General features: G+C 70.2%; 18 protein-coding genes. 12 read left to right on the forward strand and 6 right to left on the reverse strand.

Annotation, left to right across the window (positions count from 1 at the left end; translation table 11 throughout):
- Window positions 1–33: 33 nt before the first annotated feature.
- From pstA to J2X41_RS22315, 3 genes are all read right to left on the reverse strand, one after another.
- Entirely contained in the window at window positions 34–1,344 is a 1,311-nt protein-coding gene (gene pstA, locus J2X41_RS22305) for a phosphate ABC transporter permease PstA (RefSeq protein WP_310086077.1), read from the reverse strand.
- Window positions 1,337–2,779: a phosphate ABC transporter permease subunit PstC gene (gene pstC, locus J2X41_RS22310; protein ID WP_310086080.1), complete on the reverse strand. Its 1,443-nt coding sequence runs from the start codon at window positions 2,777–2,779 to the stop codon at window positions 1,337–1,339. Before pstC ends, pstA begins: the two co-directional genes overlap by 8 nt.
- Before the next feature lie 150 nt (window positions 2,780–2,929).
- Entirely contained in the window at window positions 2,930–4,324 is a 1,395-nt protein-coding gene (locus tag J2X41_RS22315; protein ID WP_310086082.1) for an ATP-binding protein, read from the reverse strand.
- A gap of 176 nt (window positions 4,325–4,500) precedes the next feature.
- Here J2X41_RS22315 and J2X41_RS22320 point away from each other — a divergent pair, with 176 nt between their 5' ends.
- The 10 genes from J2X41_RS22320 (at window position 4,501) to J2X41_RS22365 (ending at window position 17,000) form a co-directional block, all read left to right on the forward strand.
- Window positions 4,501–7,770, forward strand: coding sequence for an autotransporter outer membrane beta-barrel domain-containing protein (locus J2X41_RS22320; protein WP_310086085.1), 3,270 nt, complete (start codon window positions 4,501–4,503; stop codon window positions 7,768–7,770).
- Between the two features lie 245 nt (window positions 7,771–8,015).
- Window positions 8,016–9,473, forward strand: coding sequence for a porin (locus J2X41_RS22325; protein ID WP_310086086.1), 1,458 nt, complete (start codon window positions 8,016–8,018; stop codon window positions 9,471–9,473).
- A 133-nt stretch (window positions 9,474–9,606) separates the two neighbouring features.
- Window positions 9,607–10,659, forward strand: a complete 1,053-nt coding sequence (locus tag J2X41_RS22330; protein ID WP_310086089.1) for a sulfate ABC transporter substrate-binding protein — start codon at window positions 9,607–9,609, stop codon at window positions 10,657–10,659.
- Window positions 10,660–10,815: 156 nt separating this feature from the next.
- A complete protein-coding gene (locus J2X41_RS22335; RefSeq protein WP_310086091.1) occupies window positions 10,816–11,937 on the forward strand; it encodes a histidine kinase dimerization/phosphoacceptor domain -containing protein in 1,122 nt (373 codons plus the stop codon).
- 17 nt (window positions 11,938–11,954) lie between these two features.
- Complete coding sequence (locus J2X41_RS22340) at window positions 11,955–12,422, forward strand: response regulator (RefSeq protein ID WP_310086094.1); 468 nt, start codon at window positions 11,955–11,957, stop codon at window positions 12,420–12,422.
- A gap of 2 nt (window positions 12,423–12,424) precedes the next feature.
- A complete protein-coding gene (locus tag J2X41_RS22345) occupies window positions 12,425–12,709 on the forward strand; it encodes a SemiSWEET transporter (RefSeq protein ID WP_310086096.1) in 285 nt (94 codons plus the stop codon).
- Window positions 12,710–12,959: 250 nt separating this feature from the next.
- Entirely contained in the window at window positions 12,960–13,874 is a 915-nt protein-coding gene (gene argB / locus J2X41_RS22350) for an acetylglutamate kinase (protein WP_310086098.1), read from the forward strand.
- A gap of 187 nt (window positions 13,875–14,061) precedes the next feature.
- Window positions 14,062–14,721, forward strand: coding sequence for a pyrimidine 5'-nucleotidase (locus tag J2X41_RS22355; protein WP_310086102.1), 660 nt, complete (start codon window positions 14,062–14,064; stop codon window positions 14,719–14,721).
- Between the two features lies 1 nt (window position 14,722).
- Window positions 14,723–15,568: a 2,3,4,5-tetrahydropyridine-2,6-dicarboxylate N-succinyltransferase gene (gene dapD, locus J2X41_RS22360; protein ID WP_310086106.1), complete on the forward strand. Its 846-nt coding sequence runs from the start codon at window positions 14,723–14,725 to the stop codon at window positions 15,566–15,568.
- Between the two features lie 130 nt (window positions 15,569–15,698).
- On the forward strand, window positions 15,699–17,000 hold the full coding sequence (locus J2X41_RS22365) for a leucine-rich repeat-containing protein kinase family protein (protein ID WP_310086110.1): 1,302 nt from the start codon (window positions 15,699–15,701) through the stop codon (window positions 16,998–17,000).
- A 32-nt stretch (window positions 17,001–17,032) separates the two neighbouring features.
- Here the strand turns inward: J2X41_RS22365 and pseG are convergent, their stop codons facing one another.
- The 3 genes from pseG to J2X41_RS22380 form a co-directional block, all read right to left on the reverse strand.
- The gene (gene pseG, locus J2X41_RS22370; protein ID WP_404979975.1) at window positions 17,033–18,019 is read right to left on the reverse strand and encodes a UDP-2,4-diacetamido-2,4,6-trideoxy-beta-L-altropyranose hydrolase; all 987 of its coding nucleotides are present in this window, start codon (window positions 18,017–18,019) and stop codon (window positions 17,033–17,035) included.
- A 259-nt stretch (window positions 18,020–18,278) separates the two neighbouring features.
- Window positions 18,279–18,995 carry a cytidylyltransferase domain-containing protein gene (locus J2X41_RS22375; RefSeq protein ID WP_310086277.1) on the reverse strand — a complete coding sequence of 239 codons (717 nt, stop codon included), beginning with the start codon at window positions 18,993–18,995 and terminating at the stop codon, window positions 18,279–18,281.
- Between the two features lie 175 nt (window positions 18,996–19,170).
- Entirely contained in the window at window positions 19,171–19,638 is a 468-nt protein-coding gene (locus J2X41_RS22380) for a cupin domain-containing protein (protein WP_310086117.1), read from the reverse strand.
- 52 nt (window positions 19,639–19,690) lie between these two features.
- Here J2X41_RS22380 and dapE point away from each other — a divergent pair, with 52 nt between their 5' ends.
- A complete protein-coding gene (gene dapE, locus J2X41_RS22385; RefSeq protein WP_310086119.1) occupies window positions 19,691–20,845 on the forward strand; it encodes a succinyl-diaminopimelate desuccinylase in 1,155 nt (384 codons plus the stop codon).
- A complete protein-coding gene (locus J2X41_RS22390) occupies window positions 20,845–21,285 on the forward strand; it encodes an EamA family transporter (protein WP_057185516.1) in 441 nt (146 codons plus the stop codon). The genes dapE and J2X41_RS22390 overlap by 1 nt, the downstream gene beginning before the upstream one ends.
- Window positions 21,286–21,437 lie beyond the last annotated feature (152 nt).

Consider the following 21,437-nt stretch of genomic DNA (forward strand, 5'->3'; position numbering starts at 1 on the left):
GAAAGGCGAGAGGGTTCAGGGTCATATGGGGGCCTACCAGCGGCGTTCGAAGCGGCGGCGCAGGATCACCGCGGCGGCGTTCATGACGATCATGAACACCAGCAGCACGATGATGGCGGCGGCGGTGCGTTCGTGGAAGGCGCGCTCCGAGGCGTTCTCCCAGATGAACACCTGGACCGGCAGCACGGTGGCCGAGCTGGTGAAGCTTTCCGGCGCGCCGGGCACGAAGGCGACCATGCCGATCATCAAGAGCGGCGCGGTCTCGCCCAGGGCGTGGGCCAGCGACAGGATGGCGCCGGTCATCACCCCGGGCATGGCCAGCGGCAGCACATGGTGGAAGACGGTCTGGGCCTTGGAGGCGCCGACGCCCAGGGCGGCTTCGCGGATCGACGGCGGCACCGCCTTCAGCGAGCTGCGGGTGGCGATGATCACGGTCGGCAGGGCCATCAGGGCCAGGACCAGCCCGCCGACCAGCGGCGAGCCGCGCGGCACGTGCAGCCAGTTGATGAACAGGGCCAGGCCCAGCAGGCCGTAGACAATCGACGGCACGGCGGCCAGGTTGTTGATGTTGACCTCGATGACGTCGGTCCAGCGGTTCTTCGGGGCGAATTCCTCGAGATAGACCGCGGCCATCACCCCCACCGGGATGGCGATCAGGGCGGTGATGACCAGCATCATGGTCGAGCCGATCACCGCGCCCCAGACGCCGGCCTGCTCGGGCTCGGTCGAGTCGGAATTGGTGAAGAACTTGGTGTTGAAGCCGGTCTTGACCGTGCCGTCCATCTTCAGGCGGTCCAGCCAGTCCAGTTGCTGGTTGTCGAGCTTGCGGTCGCCCTCGGCGGTCGCGCGCTTGATCTCGCCCTTGTAGTAGAGGTCGGCGTCGGCCTTGACCGAGCCGGTGACATCGACGGTCTTGCCGATCAGCGAATGGTCCTTCTTGACCATCTGCAGCAGCTGGTTGCCGAAGTCGCGCGAGACCAGGTCCTGGACCTTGCTGGACACCGTGCCCAGGTCGTCGTCCTGCACGCCCAGCTTCTTCATCAGGGCCTCGGCGACGATGTAGTCGTAATTGACCCCTTCCAGGGCGCTGGTGTCGATGCGTTCGGGGTTCAGATAGACCGGCACGGTCAGGGTGTGGGTCTCGAAGGTCGAGTAGCCCTGGGCGACGATGCGGCCGACCAGCACGACCAGGAAGATCATGGCGACGACGATCGCCGCGACGCCCTGGGCCCGGAACAGCTTTTCGGAGCGGTGGCGCTTCTTCAGCAGGGCGTCGCGGGCCGACAGGCTCGGACGGGCCGGCGCGCCGGGGGCCTTGCCCGTGGGGAGGGACGCGTCAGTCATATTGTTCCCGGTACTTCTGGACGATGCGCAGAGCGATGATGTTGAGGCAGAGGGTGACCACGAACAGGGTCAGGCCCAGACCGAAGGCCGACAGGGTCTTGGGGCTGTCGAACTCCTGGTCGCCGGTCAGCAGGGTGACGATCTGGACGGTCACGGTGGTGACGGTGTCCAGCGGGTTGGCGGTCAGCTTGGCCTGCAGGCCGGCGGCCATGGTGACGATCATGGTCTCGCCCACCGCGCGGGACACGGCCAGCAGCATGGCGGCCATGATGCCCGGCAGGGCGGCGGGCAGGACCACCTTCTTGACGGTCTCGGACTTGGTCGCGCCCATGGCGTAGCTGCCGTCGCGCAGGCTCTGGGGCACGGCGTTGATGATGTCGTCCGACAGCGAGGACACGAAGGGGATCAGCATGATGCCCATCACCACCCCGGCCACCAGGGCCATCTGGTTCTGGACCTGCATCAGGTACTGGGCGAGGTTGTCCAGCGGACCGCCCGCCAGCTGCTCGCCGATGCCGTTGAAGAAGGCGCGGAAGATCGGGCCGACGGTCAGGGCGGCGAAGAAGCCGTAGACCACGGTCGGCACGCCGGCCAGGATCTCCAGCAGCGGCTTGATCGTCGAGCGCAGGCCGCGATTGGCGTATTCCGACAGGTAGATCGCCGAGTAGAGGCCGACCGGGGCCGCCACCAGCATGGCGATCATCATGACCAGGAAGGTGCCGGCGAACAGCGGCACCGCGCCGAACGCCCCCGACGAGGCCACCTGGTCGGCGCGCATGGCGATCTGCGGGGCCCACTCGGTGCCGAACAGGAAGCTGAGCGGCGAGACGCTCTCGAAGAACCGCCAGCTTTCGTAGATCAGCGACATGACGATGCCGAGCGTCGTCAGGACGGCGGCGACCGAGCAGGCGACCAGCACGCCGGCGATCCAGCCCTCGACCCGGTTGCGGGCGCGGAATTCGGTGTTGATGCGCGGGGTGGCCAGCAGGAACCCGGCCAGGGCCAGCAGGCCGGCCAGGCCCAGGACCGAATAGCTGACGATGCCGTCGATGCGCTTGGCCTCGACCACCTTGGCGTCGAAGGCCGCCTTCAGCGGGCCCTCATAGGCCACCTCGCTGGGAGCCTGGCCGACGGCGACGGCGCTGACGTCGCTGAAGAACACGTCTTGTCGATCAGGGGTCAGGGCTTGGACAACGGCCGGGCGCTGGGCCTGCAGCATGGCGTCCTCGACCCGGCCGCCGAAGGCCGCGCCCAGCAGCAGCAGCAGCGCCGCCGGGGCGCCGGCCCACAGGGCGGCGTAAAGGCCGTAATAGTTCGGCAGCGAGTGGAGCTTGGCCGTGGAGCCGCCGGACGACTTCAACGCCCGGCTTCGGCCGGCCATGAACGCCGCGCCGGAGAACAGGGCGAGGAAAAGGAGCGAGAGCCAGGTCAGCATGCGTGCGGCGGGGTCTTGCGCGAAGGATGCGATGCCGGCGCCCAACGCGCCGTACCGCCCGCGCCGATCTATGCCGTGCGGGCGCCGACCTTATGCGACGGTTTGGCGACAGTTTTACGACAGCGGCCAGAGCCTTGAAATAACTAGGCTTTAGAGCGCGGTGGATTCCGTCCGCGCCATCGGGAAGTAGACCCCGAACGCCGCGCCCTCGCCCTGCACGCTCTCCACCGTCATGCCGCCGCGGTGGCGGTTCATGATGTGCTTGACGATGGCCAGGCCCAGGCCCGTGCCCGAGCGCTCGCCGCTCTTCTGGCCCTCGACCCGGTAGAAGCGCTCGGTCAGGCGCGGCAGGTGCTCGCGGGCCAGGCCCGGCCCCCGGTCGCTGACCCGCAGCGAGGCGTAGCGTTCGTCGAGGGCGTGGTCGGGGGTCAGCAGCGACATCCGCGCCGCGCCGGGGTCGCGCGGGGCGGCGGCCATGTCGGCGGTCAGGCCCGAGAAGATCTCCACCCGCACCACGCCGTCGCGCGGCGTGTACTTGATGGCGTTGTCGACCAGGTTCTGGATCACCTGGACGATCTGGTCGCGGTCGCCCTCGACCACCGCCGCGCCGCGCGGCGGCAGGACGGGGTCGAAGGCCACGGCCTTCTCCTTGGCCTGGGGGGCCAGGGCGTCCAGAACGTCGATCGTGGCCATGGCCAGGTCGACCTGGCCCAGCGGGGCGATGTGCTCGTTGAGCTCGATCCGCGACAGGCTCATCAGGTCGTCGATCAGCCGCGCCATGCGCTCGGCCTGGGCCTGCATGATGCCCAGGAACTTGTCGCGCGCCCCGACATCGTCCTTGGCGTGGCCGCGCAGGGTCTCGATGAAGCCCGACAGCGAGGCCAGGGGCGTGCGCAGCTCGTGGCTGGCGTTGGCCAGGAAGTCGGCCCGGGTCCGCTCGCTGCGGCGGGCGTCGGTCTCGTCGCTGAGCACCAGCAGCGCCAGGCGCGAGCCGCGCTCGTCGAGGCCCAGCGGCGCGCAGTGCGCCGCCCATTCGCGTCCCTGGGCCCCGCCGCCCACATAGTCCACCGAGCGCCGCACGCCGCCGAACAGGCTTTCGTCCACCGCCTCCAGCACCTGCGGGCTGCGCAGGGCCGAGACCAGCAGTCCGCCGCGCGGCTGCAGCTTGAACAGCTCGCGGGCCGCGGCGTTGGCGAACACGAATCGCCGGCCGGTCAGGTCGTCAGCCTCCTCGGCGGCGATGACCATCAGCGGGTCGGGCAGGGTCTCGAGAATCAGGCCGAACGGCGGCGTCTGGTCCAGCGCGGCCGCGACCGCGACCGGGGCGGCCGGGCCGGCCGGGCGGTTCAGCGTCCGGCGGACTAGAGCGTAGCCGACGCCGCCGCTGACCAGGGCCAGGGGAATCGCCGCCGCGGCGTTCGCCCCGCCCGTCGCCGCCAGGCCCAGCAGGGCCGCGGGCCCGGCCAGCACCGCGCCCCAGACGGCCAGGGGCGTGCTGGCGGCTCCGTCGGAACGGGCAGACGAAGACGGCGAGGCCATCGGCATGCGGCAGTCTCGGTTCTGGCGAAGGGAGGGATTCGGCGAACCAGATATGGCGCCCTGGGAAGGCTTGCGATAGACCGTCAAACGCCTCGTGGCGCGACGTTGTCGGAAAGCACCGCAATTTCGCCGCAACGTGCCGCAATCTGGGGTCTGGGATTATCTCTAAGGTGTCGTTCGGAATGCAGCGCAAGGTCCTGGTCGCGACGGTCGCAACCGCTCCTCTCCTGGCCATGGCGTTCGGCGCTTATGCTGAGACGGTCATCAACACGGCGCGTACGACGCCGATCGCCACGGCGACGGCGACGTCCGCCGGCGCGGCCGACGACGTGAAGGTCGACACGGGCGGGGGCATCACGCTGACCACGGCGGGCCCGCTGGTCACCCTCAACAGCAACAACAAGGTCACCCTGGGCGGCAACGGCCTGACCACGGTGGGCGTCGACAATTCGACCGGCGTGCTGATCCAGGGCGGCACGACCGGCTCGGTGACCAACAACGCCGCCATCAGCCTGACCGAGGACTACACCCCGACCGACACCGACAGCGACGGCGACGTGGATGGCCCGTTCGCCAAGGGCTCCAACCGCTACGGCGTCCGCCTGACCGGCCCCGGCGTGTTCACCGGCGACATCGTCCAGGGCTCGACCGGCTCGATCGCCATCGAAGGCAACAATTCGGCCGGCATTTCGCTGGAGAGCGGCCTGGTCGGCAACCTGACCACCGCCGGTTCGATCAGCGTGCTCGGCGACAACACCTACGGCGTCCATGTCGCCGGCCCGGTGACCGGCAAGGTGACGATCAACGGCGCCACGACCGTGACCGGCCTGAACGCCACCGGCGTGGCGGTCGACGGCAATGTCAGCGGCGCCTTCGCCCTCCAGGGCGCCGTCACCACCACCGGCTATCGCTACACCACCCGTCCCGTCCAGACCGCGGTCGACAAGCTGGACGCCGACGACCTGCTGCAGGGCGGGCCGGCCGTGCGCATCGGCGGCAACGTCGCCGGCGGCGTGCTGCTGAACGGCCCGACCTATTCGACCGTCGTCAACGGCACGACCACCACGACCACCACCATCAGCTCCTCGACCACCTCGACGGCGTCGATCACCACCTACGGGGCCGCGCCCGCCCTGCTGATCGGCTCCGACACCCAGGCCGTCTCGATCGGCGCGGTCGGCGCGGCCGACAACGCCTTCGGCCTCGTCGCCAAGGGCGCCATCTCGTCGAACGGGGTCTATGACAAGGTCACCTCGACCGCCGTGCAGATCGGCGGCGCGACGGGCCAGGCCACCACCCTGGCCGGCGGCGCGCGATTCGACAGCACCATCTCGGCCAGCGCCCGCGAGGCCAACGCCACGGGCGTCAACCTGACGGCCGGCGCCAACGTCCCCTCGATCTGGAACCGTGGACAGATCTCCTCGACCAGCGCCTCCTACGCCGGCTCCGGCCTGACGGGCGACGCGCGCGGCGTCGTCATCAACGCCGGCGCCAGCGCGACCAGCCTGAACAACAGCGGCGTCATCCAGGTGGTCCGCAGCGGCGAACTGGGCAACGCCGTCGGCGTGCTGGATTCGGCCGGAACCCTGACCAACATCACCAACAGCGGCCGGATCACCGCCCAGGTCGCCGCCCCAACGAGCAAGTCGGACGGAACCGCGCCCTCCCCGGCCGCCGTCGCCACCGGTTCGGCCATCGCCCTGGACCTGCGCGCCTCGACCGCCGGCGTCACGGTCAACCAGGTCGCCCCGACCTCGACCACCACCACGACCACCTTCCCCAGCACCGACACGGTGACCTCGGCGACCAGCACGGCGACCACCGGCACGCCGGTCATCATCGGCAACATCCTGTTCGGCTCGGGGGCCGACACCCTCAACCTCCAGAGCGGCTCGGTGGTGGGCGACGTCGCCTTCGGCGCGGGCGCCGACACCCTGACCATCGGCGGCGGCGCCGTCATGCTGGGCGCCCTGCGCGACTCGGACGGCCAGCTGGCGATCAATGTCGGCAACGGCTCGCTGGGCCTGACCAACGCCGAAAACATCAACGCCTCCAGCCTGACCCTGGGCGCGGACAGCAAGCTGGTGTTCACCGCCGACCCGAGCGCCAACAACGGCGCGGGGGCCAACAGCCACCTGGTGGTCTCGGGCTCGGCCAACATCGCGTCCGGGGCCCAGATCGGCCTGCGCCTGACCAGCCTGCTGAGCGCGCCGACCAGCTATACGGTGATCACCGCCGGCTCGCTGACGGCCGGGACGATCAACCAGGACCTGCTGGGCGGCACGCCCTATCTCTACGTGGCCTCCAGCCGCACCGACGCCAACAACGTCTATCTGGACGTCCGCCGCCGCACGGCCGGCGAGATCGGCATGAACTCGGCCCAGTCCTCGGCCTATGACGCCACCTTCGCGGCCCTGGGCAAGGACAAGGACATCTCCACCGCCTTCCTGAGCCAGACCACCAAGGACGGCCTGCTGGGCCTCTACGACCAGATGATGCCCGACCAGGGCGAAGGCTTCTTCGCGGCCCTGCAGAACGTCAACCACGCGATCTCGACCGCCACCGCCTTCCGTCCCGACCCGGGCGACCGCTATGGGCCCGACAGCCTGTGGATCCAGGAGATCAACACCCTGGTGCGGCGCGACACCGACGACACCATGGGGTCGGACACCCAGGCCTTCGGCTTCGTCGGCGGCTACGAGGCCATGGGCGACGCCGGCGGCGCCCTGGGCCTGACCCTGGCCTATGCCAGCGTCGAGGAACACGACATCGCCGCCAAGGTGGGCGAGCAGACCACCGGCAACTTCGTCCAGCTGGGCGCCTACTGGCGCCGGTCGATCGGCGGCTGGCGCATGAACATCGGCGGCGGCGGCGGCTACGGCTGGTACGACGGCGACCGGACGTTCAACTCCGGCGACCTGAACGGCGACGGCGTGGCCGACGTCCAGCGCAAGAACAGCGCCAAGTGGAACGGCTACACTTTCAACGCCTACGCCGGCACGGCCTATGAGACCAAGTTCGCCGGCCGCTACTTCGTTCGCCCCGAGGCCTCTGTCGACTACCTCTATCTCAGCGAGGGCCAGCGCAAGGAAAAGGGCGGCGGCGACGGCTTCGACCAGATCGTCCACAAGCGCAAGTCCGACAGCCTGACCGGCGACGTCGGGGTGGTGCTGGGCGCCGACTACGGCCGCGACCTGTGGTGGCGTCCGGAAGTGCGGGTCGGCTATCGCCAGCTGCTGGCCGGCGAGATCGGCGACACCGTGGCCCAGTTCACCGGCGGCGGCACGCCCTTCACCCTGGCGGCGGCCAACGACAAGGACGGCGCGGTGACCCTGGGCCTGGCCCTGCGGGCCGGCACGCCGATGTCCTACCTGGCGATCGAGGCCAACGCCGAGGCCGCCAAGAAGCAGAAGCGCTACAACCTCAAGCTCACCGGCCGGGCGATGTTCTAGATCTGGCCTCGTCCCTGGACTTCAGGGACGAATATGACGAACACTGACGAACAGGGCCCGCGCTTCGGCGCGGGCCCTTTTTCGTTTTGGATTCCAACAGCTTGACCACACCTGCCGCGAGGGCCCGCCGGGAGCCTGAAGGAAAACTCAAAGCCCCGCGCTCTTATCTCTATTTAACACGTAGGAATAATCGTCTTTTGTTCCAGTCAACGGCGGCGCCGACAAGGCGTCGAGAGGGGAAAGCCATGATCAACACACAGAAAACCGCTCGGAGCGTCCTGCGAACGGCGCTGATCGCCGGAGCCTCGCTCCTGGCCATGACCGGCGCGGCCCACGCCCAGACGGCGCAGACGCCCGAGCAGCAGCAGGCCCGCATCGAGGCGCTGGAAGCCCAGCTCCAGGCCCTGTCCAGCCAGATCGCCGACCTGAAGGCCGCGACCGCCGCCAGCCTCAAGGACGTGCGCACCGCCCAGGCCCAGACCACCGTCAGCATCGCCGGCGGCAAGCCCACCATCGCCTCGGGCGACGGGGCCTTCAGCGCCAACATCCACGCGGTGATGCAGCTGGACGCCACCTGGTACAACCAGGACAGCGGCCTGCCCGCGACGACCACCGGCCGCGACCTCAACAGCGGCACCAACTTCCGCCGCGCACGCCTGGGCGTCGACGGCCGGGCCTTCAAGAACTTCGACTACGGCGTGTTGCTGGACTTCGGCGGCGCGGGCACCGACGGCGCGGGCCAGCTGCAGGAGCTGTACCTGCAGTACAACTACGCGCCGTTCAAGGTGAAGGTCGGGGCGTTCGCGCCGAACCTGGGCCTGGAGGACGCGGCCTCGACCAACGGCTCGCTGTTCCCCGAACGCCCGTCCGGTTCCGAGGCCACCCGCGGCCTGGCCGGCGCCGACCGCCGCATCTCGCTGCAGGCCCAGGCCGTGGGCGAGCGCTGGCTGATCTCGGGCGCGGTGACCGGGGCCAAGGCCGGCGACGGCGCCACCTTCGACGAGCAGCTGGGTTATGTGGGCCGCGTCGCCTTCGTTCCGTTCAAGGGCTATGACTGGCTGACCCATGTCGGCGTCAACGCCAGCCGGATCGCCCAGCCCGCCCAGATCGCCGTGGCCGGCGCCTATCCGATCACCGTGGAGGACCGTCCCGAGCTGCGCACCGACGGCACGCGCCTGGTCAGCTCGGGCGCCATCGACTCGTCGGGGGCCCGCCACTACGGCTTCGAACTGGCCGCCCAGAAGAAGAACTTCCTGATCCAGGGCGAATATTTCGACATCGCGCTGGACCGCCGCAACCGCGCCGCCAACGTCACCGACCCGAAGTTCTCGGGCTGGTACGTCGAAGGCGGCTGGGTGCTGACCGGCGAGCAGCGCAAGTACAACCCCGCCAACTTCGCCTTCGACGCCCCGGCCATCGAGAACCCGTTCGACCCCAAGGCCGGCAAGTGGGGCGCCTGGGAGCTGGCGGCCCGCTATTCGGTGCTGGACCTCAACCACCACGAATATGCGACCGTGGCGGCCGACCGGGTGCGCGGCGGCGTGCAGGAGATCGCCACCGTCGGCCTCAACTGGTTCCCCAATTCGGTGACCAAGTTCTCGCTGGACTATCTGGACGTCGACGTCGACCGTCGCGACGCCGCCGGGGTCCAGATCGGCCAGAGCTACAAGGCCGTCAACCTGCGCAGCCAGTACGCGTTCTAGAACTGGGCGGAGCCACGTCCCTCTCCCTTCGCGAGGGAGGGACGTGGACCGACGCCCGGCGCGGCGTCGCCAGCCAGGGCCAGGCTGGTCGCGATTTTTCAAGATCCATCTTCTCAAGCGAGGCGACATCGCCATGACCCAAGATCTCAAGACCCCCACGCGACGCGGCCTGCTGGGCTCGGGCGCCGCCGGCGCCGCGGCCCTGGCCGTTCCCGCCGCCCTGGCCGGATCGGCCCACGCCCAGGGCGTCAAGCCGCTGACCCTGCTGAACGTCAGCTACGACCCGACGCGCGAGCTCTACAAGGACATCAACGCCGCCTACGCCAAGTACTGGAAGGACAAGGTCGGCCAGACCCTGACCATCAACCAGAGCCACGGCGGCTCGGGCAAGCAGGCGCGCTCGGTGATCGACGGCCTGCAGGCCGACGTCGTCACCCTGGCCCTGGCCTATGACATCGACGAGATCGCCGCCAAGGCCAAGCTGCTGCCGGCCAACTGGCAGTCGCGCCTGCCGCAGAACTCCACCCCCTACACCTCGACGATCGTGTTCCTGGTCCGCAAGGGCAATCCCTGGAAGATCAAGGACTGGGGCGACCTGATCAAGCCGGGCATCGACGTGATCACCCCCAACCCCAAGACCTCGGGCGGGGCCCGCTGGAACTACCTGGCCGCCTGGGCCTGGGCCCTGAAGCAGCCGGGCGGCAACCCGGCCAAGGCCGAGGCCTTCGTCGGCGAGCTGTTCCGGCACGTGCCGGTGCTGGACACCGGGGCGCGCGGCGCGACCACCAGCTTCACCCAGCGCGGCCTGGGCGACGTGCTGCTGTCATGGGAGAACGAGGCCTACCTGGCGCAGGAGGAACTGCCGGGCAAGTTCGACATCGTCTATCCGTCGCTGTCGATCCTGGCCGAGCCGCCGGTCGCCCTGGTCGACAAGAACGTCGACCGCCACAAGACCCGCCTGGCGGCCGAGGGCTATCTGAACTTCCTCTACAGCCCCATCGCCCAGGACCTGATCGGCAAGAACTACTACCGCCCGCGCAACGCGGCCGCGGCGGCCAAGTACGCCTCGCGGTTCAAGGCCATCCCCCTGGTGACCATCGACGACACCTTCGGCGGCTGGAAGAAGGCCCAGGCCGCCCACTTCGCCGACGGCGGCGTCTTCGACCGGATCTACAAGCCGAAATAGGGCCGAAAGCCTTTTACCAACGACCCAGACGACCATGGCGGCGGAAACACTTGGTGTTTCCGCCGTTGTGCGTTCTGCTGGCGTGTCTGGAACCCGACTTGCCAGCCGGCGTTCTCGGAAACCACGGGGCAGGTCAAAAGGTCGGGCTTCTCACGAATGACGGATATCTTGCGGTCGGAGCGCGCGGCGGAGGAACTGGCCGCCGAGCATGGCGTCGGGGATCCGTTCGCCGCGGCGATCCGCGCCGCCCGCACGGCGATGATCGTCACCGACGCCCATCAGCCGGACAATCCGATCATCTTCGCCAACGACGCGTTCCTGGGCCTGACCGGCTATCACCGCGACGAGGTCATCGGCCGCAACTGCCGTTTCCTGCAGGGCCCCGACACCGATCCCGCCGCCATTGGCGCCCTGCGGCGCGCCATCGCCCACGGCGAGGAGGTCACGATCGACATCCTCAACTACCGCAAGGACGGCACGACCTTCTGGAACGCCCTCAGCCTGTCGCCCGTGCACGGCAAGAGCGGCCAGATCGACTACTTCTTCGGCTCGCAGCTGAACATCAGCGACAAGAAGCGGGTCGAGTTCGAGTTGGGCGACGCCCGCGACCGGCTGGAGGCGGCCGTCGAGGCCCGCACCGCCGACCTGACCCAGGCCCTGCAGCAGAAGACCGCCCTGCTCCACGAGGTGGACCACCGAGTCAAGAACAACCTCCAGCTTATCTCGTCCCTGCTGCTGCTGCAGAACCGCCGCGTCACCGACCCGGCGGTCAAGAGCAGCCTGCGGGGCATGCTGGAACGGGTCAGCGCCATCGCCACCGTCCATCGCCGCCTGTTCCAGAGCGACGACGTCGAGCGCTTCGACGTCTCGGCCTTCGTCCGCGACCTGGTCGGCGACATGGTCGGGTCGGCGCGGCGCGACGACATCAAGGTCCGGCTGGACCTGGAACGCGTCGATATCGCCGCCTCCAAGGCCGCGCCCCTGGCCCTGGTGATCAGCGAGCTGTTCTCCAACGCCCTGCGCCATGCCTTCCCGCCCGAAGTCCTGAACGGCCGCCAGGGCGAGATCTTCGTCGGCATCGCGCGTCAGGACGGGGACTTCCGGATCGAAATCACCGACGACGGCGTTGGACTAGAGAGTTCCGCATCGTCGGGCGGATTCGGTCTGACCATCGTCCAGCTGCTGTGCCAGCAGCTCAAGGCCCGGACCGAGACCACGCCCGCCGACCCCGGGACGCGGGTCGTGGTGCACCTGCCGGTCAACGGCGTTCATCACTGAAGAAGGCTGATCTGGTGATGACCGAGCGCCCGCTCGACGTTCTGATCGTGGAAGACGAGGTCCTGCTGGCCACCGAACTGGAATATTTGGCCGAGGAGGTCGGGTTCCACTCGGTGGGCTTGGCCATGAGCTCGGACGAGGCGGTGGCCCTGGCCTGCGACCTGCACCCGGACCTGGCCCTGGTCGACGTCCACCTGCGCGACGGTCCCACGGGCGTGGAGGTGGCGCGCACCATCCACGACGACTGCGGCGGGGTGGCCCTGTTCATGACGGCCAACGTCAAGCGCCTGCCCGACGACTTCGCCGGCGCCTGCGGGGTGATCGGCAAGCCCTATTCCGAATATGGCGTGAAGACCGCCCTGACCTATCTGACGATCTGCCTGCGCGAGGGCCAGGCCCCCGGCCCGCCGCCGCTGGGGCTGGAGCTGTCGCCGGCCTATGCCGAGCGCTGGGGCCTGACGACCACCCTGCCCCAAGCCGTCTAGGCATGGGCGCCACGCTCGCGGCCCCCTTGGTCGTTTCAGCCATAGGCACGGCCGCCGCCCTGCTGTCGATCACCAGCTTCGCCCCGCAGATCGTCAAGATCTGGCGCGAGAAGGACGCCTCGTCGGTGTCGCTGCGGACCTATGTGGTCACCGTCGCCGGCTTTTCCTGCTGGATCACCTATGGCGTGCTGATCAAGGCCTGGCCGGTGATCGCCTCCAACACCGCCTGCCTGCTGATGTCGGGCGCGGTGCTGGTCCTGAAGTGGCGGTTCGATCGGAGGGGCTGAACCCGACCCCATCAAGGTTGTCATCTCGGAAAGCGCGCAGCGCTTGTCCGGGACCCAGGGGAACCGCAACGCATCAGCCCAGTCTCCTGGAACCCGGACAGCCTCTACAAGGCTTCCGGGATGACAACGGTGAGGGGCGACCGGAAATCTCAGGCGCCGGCGCGGTCCCCTTCAAAACTTCAGGCGACGCGTGACACGTGTCCCCACGTCCGCTATCGAGGCGCGCCTTTCGCCTTACAGGACCGCCGCCTTGACCGACGTCGCCGAGGAAGCGGGCTGGGCCACCGCCAAGACCCTGGCCGAAGCCCTGCCCTACATCCAGATCTACGACCGCGAGACGGTGGTGATCAAATACGGCGGCCACGCCATGGGCCAGGAGCAGGTGGCCAAGCTGTTCGCGGCCGACGCCGTGCTGCTCAAGCTGCTGGGCGTCCATCCCGTGGTGGTGCACGGCGGCGGTCCGCAGATCAGCCGCATGCTCGACAAGGCCGGCGTCAAGTCGACCTTCGTCGACGGCCTGCGCGTCACCGACGAGGCGACGATGGAAGTGGCCGAGATGGTGCTGTCGGGGGCCATCAACAAGGAAATCGCCAACTGGATCACACTCGCGGGCGCTGAAGCCGACGTGCGCGGCGTGGGCCTGTCGGGCAAGGACGCCCGGATGATCACCGCCGAGAAGGTGACCCGCACCCGCAAGGATCCGGACAGCAACATCGAGCAGGCCGTCGACCTGGGCTTCGTGGGCGAGCCGACCAAGATCGACCCGCACATCATCCAGGCCCTGCTGACCTCCGAGACCGACTACATCCCGGTGATCGCCCCGATCGGGGTGTCCGAACAGGGCCAGACCTTCAACATCAACGCCGACACCGTGGCCGGCGCCCTGGCCGGGGCGCTGAAGGCCAAGCGCATGCTGATGCTGACCGACATCGCCGGGGTGCTGGACGGCGAGGGCCAGCTGATCCGCCAGATGACGATCGTCGAAGCCCGCGGCCTGATCGAGAGCGGCGTGGCCAGCGGCGGCATGATCCCCAAGCTGGAGAACGCCATCCATGCGGTGGAATCCGGCGTCGAGGCCGTGGTCATCCTGGACGGCCGCCGTCCCCACGCCATGCTGGTCGAACTGTTCAGCGAGCACGGCGCGGGCACGCTGATCTCGAAATGAGGATGGGCGGAAAAGCACCCTCTCCCATGGGGAGAGGGAGGGGCCCGCGCGCAGCGTGGGAGGGTGAGGGGGTAAACCCTCGCCGCCTTCGCACGGCGCCCTGCCGGCACGCCGTCGCACGCCTTAACCCCTCACCCTCCCACGCCTGCGGCGCGGGCCCCTCCCTCTCCCTCTGGGAGAGGGCGCTTTGACCGCCGACCTGACTCATGTCGAGACCTGGCTGTTCGACCTCGACAACACCCTCTATCCGGCCGAATGCGAGTTCATGGCCCTGATCGAGGGCAAGATGACCGACTTCATGGAGAAGGCCACCGGCCTGCCCCGTGACGAGGCCCGGGCGATCCAGAAGCGCTACTACACCGAGCACGGCACCACCCTGGCCGGGCTGATGGCCCACCATGGCATTGAGCCCAAGGAATTCCTCGATGAGGTGCACGACGTCTCGATGGACTGCCTGACGCCGGATCCGGCGCTGCGAGCGGCGATCGAGGCCCTGCCGGGGCGCCGGCTGGTGTTCACCAACGGCTCGCTGGGCCACGCCGACCGGGTGCTGAACCACCTGGGCCTGGCGCACCTGATGGAGGACGTCTTCGCCATCGAGACGGCCGACTACCTGCCCAAGCCCGCCATGGCCACCTTCGAGAAGGTGGTCGCCCGCCACGCCCTGGCCCCGCCGGCCACCGCCTTCTTCGAGGACAGCGAGAAGAACCTCGCCCCCGCCGCCCTGCTGGGCATGACCACCGTCCTGGTCGGCGCCCACGCGGCCGCCTCGACCGCGCCCTTCGTCCATCACCGCACGCACGACCTCGCCGGGTTCCTGACCTCGGCGCGCCTGAAGGAAGCCTGAGATGACCTCTCTCCCCCTCGCCGACCTGCAAACCGAAGTCGAAGCCGCCTGGGAGGCCCGCGACGGCGTCTCCACCGCCACCACCGGCCCGGTGCGCACGGCGGTCGAGGAGACCCTGCTGATGATCGACGCCGGCAAGGTGCGGGTGTCGGAAAAGATCGACGGCGAATGGACCACCCACCAGTGGCTGAAGAAGGCCGTGCTGCTGTCGTTCCGCCTCAACCCCAACAAGGTCATGCACGCCGGCACCCTGGGCGGGGCGGTGGGTCCGTGGTGGGACAAGGTTCCCAACAAGTTCGACGGCTGGGACGCCCCGCAGTTCGAGGCCGCCGGCTTCCGCGCCGTGCCCGGCTCGATCGTCCGCCGCGGCGCCTATGTCGGCAAGAACGTCATCTTGATGCCGTCGTTCGTCAACATCGGCGCTTACGTGGACGACTCCACCATGGTCGACACCTGGGTGACGGTCGGCTCGTGCGCTCAGATCGGCAAGCGCGTCCACCTGTCGGGCGGCGTCGGCATCGGCGGCGTGCTGGAGCCCCTGCAGGCCAACCCGACCATCATCGAGGACGACTGCTTCATCGGCGCCCGCTCCGAAGTGGTCGAGGGCGTGGTGGTCGGCGAGGGCAGCGTGCTGTCGATGGGCGTGTTCATCTCGGCCTCGACCAAGATCGTCGACCGCGCCACCGGCCAGGTCCACATGGGCAAGGTGCCGCCCTACAGCGTCGTGGTGCCCGGCAGCCTGCCCGACAAGAACGGCGGCCCCAGCCTGTCCTGCGCGGTGATCGTCAAGACCGTCGACGCCAAGACGCGGTCCAAGACCAGCATCAACGACCTGCTGCGCGACTAGGCCCCAGGCCCCCTCCGGCCCTTCGGGCCACCTCCCCCAGAGGGGGAGGAGCTGGTCCGCGCTAGATGCTCCCCCTCTGGGGGAGCTGTCGCGAAGCGACTGAGGGGGCGCCGCCGTCCATGGAGAGCTGATGCCGACCGCCACCCTGGCCGAATTGCGAGCCGGCGACCTGGCCGGCGCTCGCGAACTGCGGCTCCGCGAGGGGCTGACCGCGTTCCCGCGCGAGATCTTCGCCCTGGCCGACACCCTGGAGGTGCTGGACCTCAGCGGCGGCGCCCTGACCAGCCTGCCCGACGACCTGGGCCGGCTGACCAAGCTGCGGGTGCTGTTCTGCTCGGGCAACCGGTTCGAGCGGCTGCCGCCCAGCCTGGGCGACTGCCCGGCGCTGAGCCAGGTCGGCTTTCGCGGTTGCGCCCTGCGCGAGGTCCCGGCCGAATCCCTGCCGCCCGCCCTGCGCTGGCTGACCCTGACCGACAACGCCATCGAAACCCTGCCGGCCGCGCTGGGCGAGCGGCCCTTGCTGCAGAAGCTGATGCTGTCGGGCAATCGGCTGCAGGCCCTGCCGGACAGCCTGGCCGGCCATTCGCGGCTGGAACTGCTGCGCCTGGCGGCCAACCGCTTGGAGGCCCTGCCCGGCTGGCTGGCCGAGGCCCCGAGCCTGGCCTGGCTGGCCTGGGCCGGCAATCCGTTCGACCACGGCGCGCCGCCGCCCGGGCGAACCGTCGCCTGGGCGGCCCTGCGGCCGGGACGTCCGTTGGGCGAGGGCGCCTCGGGCCTGGTCCAGGCGGCCGACTGGATCGACGGCGCCCAAACCCGTCCCGTCGCCCTGAAGCTGTTCAAGGGGGCGATGACCAGCGACGGCCTGCCCGAGCGCGAGATGGCCGCCTGCCTGGCCGCCGGCGAGCATCCGACCCTGACCGGCGCCCTGGGCCAACTGGTCGACCATCCCGACGGCGCCCAGGGCCTGCTGATGGCCCTGCTGCCGGCGGACTGGCGGGTGCTGGCCGGACCGCCCAGCCTGGAAAGCTGCTCGCGCGACGTCTATGACCCCGCCCTGCGCCTGGACCTGGACGTCGCCCTGCGCATCGCCCGCGACGTGGCGACCGGCGCGGCCCACCTGCACGCCAGGGGCCTGTCGCACGGCGACCTCTACGCCCACAACGTCCTATGGGACGGGGGGGGCGGCCGGGCCGTGCTCAGCGACCTGGGCGGCGCCGCGTTCCTGCCGGGCGGTCCCGGCGATCCTCTGGACCGCCTGGATGTCCTGGCCTGGGGACGGCTGCTGGGCGAATTGCTGGAACGCTGCGAGGACGAGAGTCCGGCCGCGATCCGCGCCCTGCGGGCCGATTGCACGCGACCCGAGGTCGCCGGCCGTCCCTCGATGGCGCAGGTCGTGGACGTCCTGGCCCGGAACCTGCCCGGTCTGGGCTGAAAGTCTCGAGCGACCTTCGGGTTTTCCCGCCGCTATCCAGCCCCGCGTCGCGCGATCAGGTCCAGGAAATGCGCCGCGACCCGCGCCGCCCCTCGCCCGTCGCAGACCGCGGCCGACGCCGCCGACAGGCGGTCGCGCAGCGAGGGGTCGGCGAGCAGGCGGGAAAGCTGGGTCGCGAAGGTCGTGTCGAAGTCCGGATCGGCGACGTCCAGGGCCAGGACGGCGTCGGCCTCGGCCAGGGCCTGGCTGGCCTCGCGCTGGTTGGCGGCCAGCACCAGCAGCAGGGTGGGCAGGGCCAGGACACAGCGCTCCCAGGTGCTCGAGCCGCCGGCCCCGACGGCCAGGTCGGCCTGCAGGGTGAGCCGCGGCATGTCCTGGCTGTCGACATGCAGCGCCAGGCGAGGCTCGCGCCCGGCCAGCGCCCGCAGCCCGGGCAGGCTGGGCGCGCCCGAGCCGAGCACGACGTCCAGGACCGCGTCGCCGACCCGGGGCAGCATCAGGCCGACGACCCGGCCGGTGATCGCGCCCACGTCGGTCAGGCCCAGAGACACCAGGATACGCCGCACGGACGGGGCGCCGGCGCGGCGGGCCAGGGCGTCTCGGCGCAGGGCGGCGAAGGCGGGTCGGACCGGGGCGTGGTTGGGCCCCAGCAGCCGTTCGGCGGCGGCCGGGACCAGGCCGTCATAGTCGGCCGCGTCGCGGGTCGGGCCGGAGTCCAGAACCAGGTCGGCGGCCAGCGGGCGGTCGGCCAGGTCGTCGATGACCAGGGTCGGGCGGCCGGCGGCGATGGCGCGGTGGTCGGGGGCGGACAGTCCGTAGTGGTCGATGACCACGGCGTCGTGGTCTCGTGCCGCGCTGGCCGCGCGTTCGATCAGTTCGGCCTGGGTGAGGTCGCTGGTGGCGATGGACGAGATCCCGCCGCCGAACGCGTCGAACACCGTCTTGCCGGCCGGGGTGACCAGGAACCGGCAGGTCGCGCCGGCGTCCTCCAGCGCCCGGGCCAGGGTCAGGCTACGCATGACGTGGCCGCCGCCCACGCGGGGACCGGCGTCGGCGATGAAGAGGATGGCGGGTTGGGAGGCTGCGCTCACAGCCGCCTCGCCCCCTTCCACGCCGTCATCCCGGGCCTTGTGCCCGGGACCCCTCTGTCCGCCGCAGGTGCGGAGGGGTGGCGCGCCAGCGCGCCATGGCGCTTCACCGTCAGCTGAACCAGGGGTCCCGGGCACAAGGCCCGGGATGACGGTGGGGGTTGCGGGTGAAGATCGTAAACCACCGCCCTCACAGCCGCCTCGCCCCGCCGAACGTCGCCAGGTTCGGCCGCCGTTCCAGCAGCGCCCGGACGTCGGCCGAGGTGAAGGCGCGGTCGACCGGGTATAGGGCGTCATAGACCGCCGCCACGAAGGCGTAGTCCGCCGGGCTCTCGACCGCCCAGCGCACCTCGCCCTGGTCGGGTTGGGCCAGCAGGGCCAGGGACGACCAGCGGACCGGCGTCGGCGGCGCCTCGGGCCCGTCTGCGGCCCGCAGCCGCAGCGCCACGCTTTCGGCGGCCAGGCGGCGAAGGCCCTCGGCGGTGATCACCTCCACCCCCTGGCCGGCCGGGAAGGCCGCGCCGGGCGAGCGGTTGGTGGTGTGGTCGGCGCCCTCGGACAGGTGCAGGGCGATCGTCGCGTCGATCAGGTCCGGGTCGATCAGCGGGCTGTCGTCGCCGACCCGCACGACATGGTCGGCCGGGTGGGCGTCCAGGGCCCCGGCCAGCCGGGCCAGCTCGTCCTGGGGCGGACCGCGATGGACGGCGACAGCCTCGCGCCGGACCACCGCCTCCAGCACGTCGTCGGCGGGATCGGTGGTGGTCGAGACCACGATCCGGTCCAGGCGCCGGGCGCGCGCCATCCGCTCGATCTGGCGCACGACCAGCGGCGCCCGGGCCAGCGGCATCGACGGCCGGCCCGGCAGGCGTTCGGAACCCATGCGGGCCTGGAGGACGGCGAGGATCAGCGGCGGCCGACCCGCCGGGCGGCCGGCAGCGCCAACTGCGCCATGGGCGTCGAACCGAGAAGAGCTTGAACGAACGGACCCATCCAGTCCTCCACACGCCTCGGGACCATAGCGCGCCCGGCCATGGCGGACAAGAAAACCGGTCGCGGCCAACCCCCGCGTGCCAGGTCGCCCGCTACGCTTTGGACGGATAGGGCGTGCCGTCCTTGTGTCGATAGAAGTCCTCCCCAGCCCGCGCGACCATGTCGATGTCGGCATAGGTGCAGGTGTCCTGGCCGGGCCGGCGCGAGCCCATCTCCAGCAGGACCGCCTCGCGGTCCGAGCGGTTTTCCAGGTGGTGGCCGTTGGCGACGCCGGCCTTGAAGCCCGCGCAGTCGCCGGCCCGCAGGACGGTCTCGCCTGCGTCGTCGACCAGCACCACCTCGCCCTCGACCACGAAGACGAACTCGTCCTCGGCCGAATGCCAGTGGCGCTGGCTGCTCCACTGGCCGGGCGGCAGGCGCAACAGGTTGACGCCGAACTGGTCGAGTCCCGCCAGGTCGCCGAGGGTCCAGCGCCGTCGTCCCTGGCACTTGGCGTCATGGGGCGGCGGATAGTCGGTTCCCACCCGTGTGGGCGCGGCGGGGATGTCGATCTTGGGCATGGCGATGTTCTCGGGTTTGCGTCGGGCGTCGGGGGAGCCTAAAGCCAGCACGATGACCGACGCCAGCCTCTCTCTCGACCCCGTCGCCCTCGCCCAGGCGCTGATCCGCCGTCCTTCGGTGACCCCGGCCGACGAAGGCGCGATGGACGTGCTGCAACGCCAGCTGGAGGCCCTGGGGTTCGCCTGCCGCCGCATGAGGTTCGGGGAGATCGAGAACCTCTACGCCCGGCGCGGGACCGCGCGGCCCAACCTCTGCTTCGCCGGCCATACCGACGTGGTGCCGGTCGGCGACACCGCCGCCTGGACCGCAGGGCCGTTCGAGGCCGAGATCAAGGACGGCGTGCTCTACGGCCGCGGCGCGGTCGACATGAAGAGCGCCATCGCCGCCTTCGTCGCCGCCGTTTCCCGCCTGCCGCGGGACCTGCCCGGCTCGCTGAGCTTCCTGATCACCGGCGACGAGGAGGGCGTGGCCGAGGACGGCACGGTCCGCGTCGTCCAGGCCCTGGCCGCCGAGGGCGAGGTCATCGACCACTGCATCGTCGGCGAGCCGACCAGCGCCAACCTGCTGGGCGACATGGTCAAGATCGGCCGGCGCGGCAGCATCAACGCCTGGATCGCCGTCGACGGCAAGCAGGGCCACGTGGCCTATCCGCACCGCGCCGCCAACCCGATCCCGGTGATGGTCGACATCCTCTCGCGCCTGCAGAGCCGGGTGCTGGACGAGGGCTATACGGGCTTCCAGCCCTCGAACCTGGAAGTCACCACGGTCGATGTCGGCAACGCCGCCACCAACGTCATCCCCGCCAGCGCCAAGGCGCGGATCAACATCCGCTTCAACCCGGCCCACAAGGGCAAGGACCTGCAGGCCTGGATCGAGCACGAGTGCCGCGAGGCGGCCGAGGGCTTCTCGGGCCGGGTGGAGGCGCTGTGCAAGATCAGCGGCGAGGCCTTCCTGACCGAGCCGGGGGCCTTCACCGACGTGATCGTCCAGGCCGTGGGCGACGCCACCGGCCGCGTGCCCGAGCTGTCGACCACCGGCGGCACCAGCGACGCGCGCTTCATCCGCAGCCTGTGTCCCGTGGTCGAGTTCGGCCTGGTCGGCGCGACCATGCACGCGGTCGACGAGCGCGTACCGGTCCAGGAGATCCAGGACCTGGCCAACATCTACCAGGCCCTGATCGGGCGCTATTTCGCGGCCTTCGCCTGATGGGCCGGGCCGCCCTGGCGAGCTGGCCCTTCTGGGCGCTGGCCTCGGCGGTGTTCGCGGCCCTGACCGCCATCCTGGCCAAGGTCGGAATCGACGGCGTCGGCTCCAACCTGGCCACGTTCATCCGCACCGTGGTGATCCTGGGCTTCGCGGGCCTGATCCTCACCGTGGCCGGCGAGTGGCGCGCGCCAGGCTCGATCGCCCCGCGCTCGTGGCTGTTCCTGGTGCTGTCGGGCCTGGCCACGGGCGCTTCGTGGCTATGCTACTTCCGGGCCCTGAAGCTGGGCGAGGCGGCCAAGGTCGCGCCGGTCGACAAGCTGTCGGTGGTGTTCGTGGCGATCATCGCCGCCGTGTTCCTGGGCGAGAAGCTGTCGCCGCTGAACTGGCTGGGGGTGGCCCTGATCGCCGCCGGCGCGGTGCTGGTGGCGGTGCGGGTCTAGGACCACGGACGCGGTTTCGATCGCCGAGACGGCGGCGACCTCGGAACCAGCCGACGCCTGGCGGACTCGGGGAGCACCCGACCTGACGCGTCAGGCCGGATGCTCCGTCGGACGTTTTACGCCCTCACCCTCCCATGGGAGAGGGTTCAAGA

This window comes from Caulobacter sp. BE254, from assembly GCF_031457295.1.
Taxonomy (GTDB): Bacteria; Pseudomonadota; Alphaproteobacteria; order Caulobacterales; family Caulobacteraceae; genus Caulobacter.

Coding starts and splice junctions, on each gene's coding strand:
- dapE (WP_310086119.1), top strand. CDS start 19,691: ATGACCGACGCCAGCCTCTCTCTCGACCCCGTCGCCCTCGCCCAGGCG.
- J2X41_RS22320 (WP_310086085.1), top strand. CDS start 4,501: ATGCAGCGCAAGGTCCTGGTCGCGACGGTCGCAACCGCTCCTCTCCTG.
- pseG (WP_404979975.1), bottom strand. CDS start 18,019: ATGCGTAGCCTGACCCTGGCCCGGGCGCTGGAGGACGCCGGCGCGACC.
- J2X41_RS22330 (WP_310086089.1), top strand. CDS start 9,607: ATGACCCAAGATCTCAAGACCCCCACGCGACGCGGCCTGCTGGGCTCG.
- J2X41_RS22325 (WP_310086086.1), top strand. CDS start 8,016: ATGATCAACACACAGAAAACCGCTCGGAGCGTCCTGCGAACGGCGCTG.
- pstA (WP_310086077.1), bottom strand. CDS start 1,344: ATGACTGACGCGTCCCTCCCCACGGGCAAGGCCCCCGGCGCGCCGGCC.
- J2X41_RS22380 (WP_310086117.1), bottom strand. CDS start 19,638: ATGCCCAAGATCGACATCCCCGCCGCGCCCACACGGGTGGGAACCGAC.
- J2X41_RS22345 (WP_310086096.1), top strand. CDS start 12,425: ATGGGCGCCACGCTCGCGGCCCCCTTGGTCGTTTCAGCCATAGGCACG.
- dapD (WP_310086106.1), top strand. CDS start 14,723: ATGACCTCTCTCCCCCTCGCCGACCTGCAAACCGAAGTCGAAGCCGCC.
- J2X41_RS22365 (WP_310086110.1), top strand. CDS start 15,699: ATGCCGACCGCCACCCTGGCCGAATTGCGAGCCGGCGACCTGGCCGGC.
- J2X41_RS22335 (WP_310086091.1), top strand. CDS start 10,816: ATGACGGATATCTTGCGGTCGGAGCGCGCGGCGGAGGAACTGGCCGCC.
- J2X41_RS22340 (WP_310086094.1), top strand. CDS start 11,955: ATGACCGAGCGCCCGCTCGACGTTCTGATCGTGGAAGACGAGGTCCTG.
- J2X41_RS22315 (WP_310086082.1), bottom strand. CDS start 4,324: ATGCCGATGGCCTCGCCGTCTTCGTCTGCCCGTTCCGACGGAGCCGCC.
- pstC (WP_310086080.1), bottom strand. CDS start 2,779: ATGCTGACCTGGCTCTCGCTCCTTTTCCTCGCCCTGTTCTCCGGCGCG.
- J2X41_RS22390 (WP_057185516.1), top strand. CDS start 20,845: ATGGGCCGGGCCGCCCTGGCGAGCTGGCCCTTCTGGGCGCTGGCCTCG.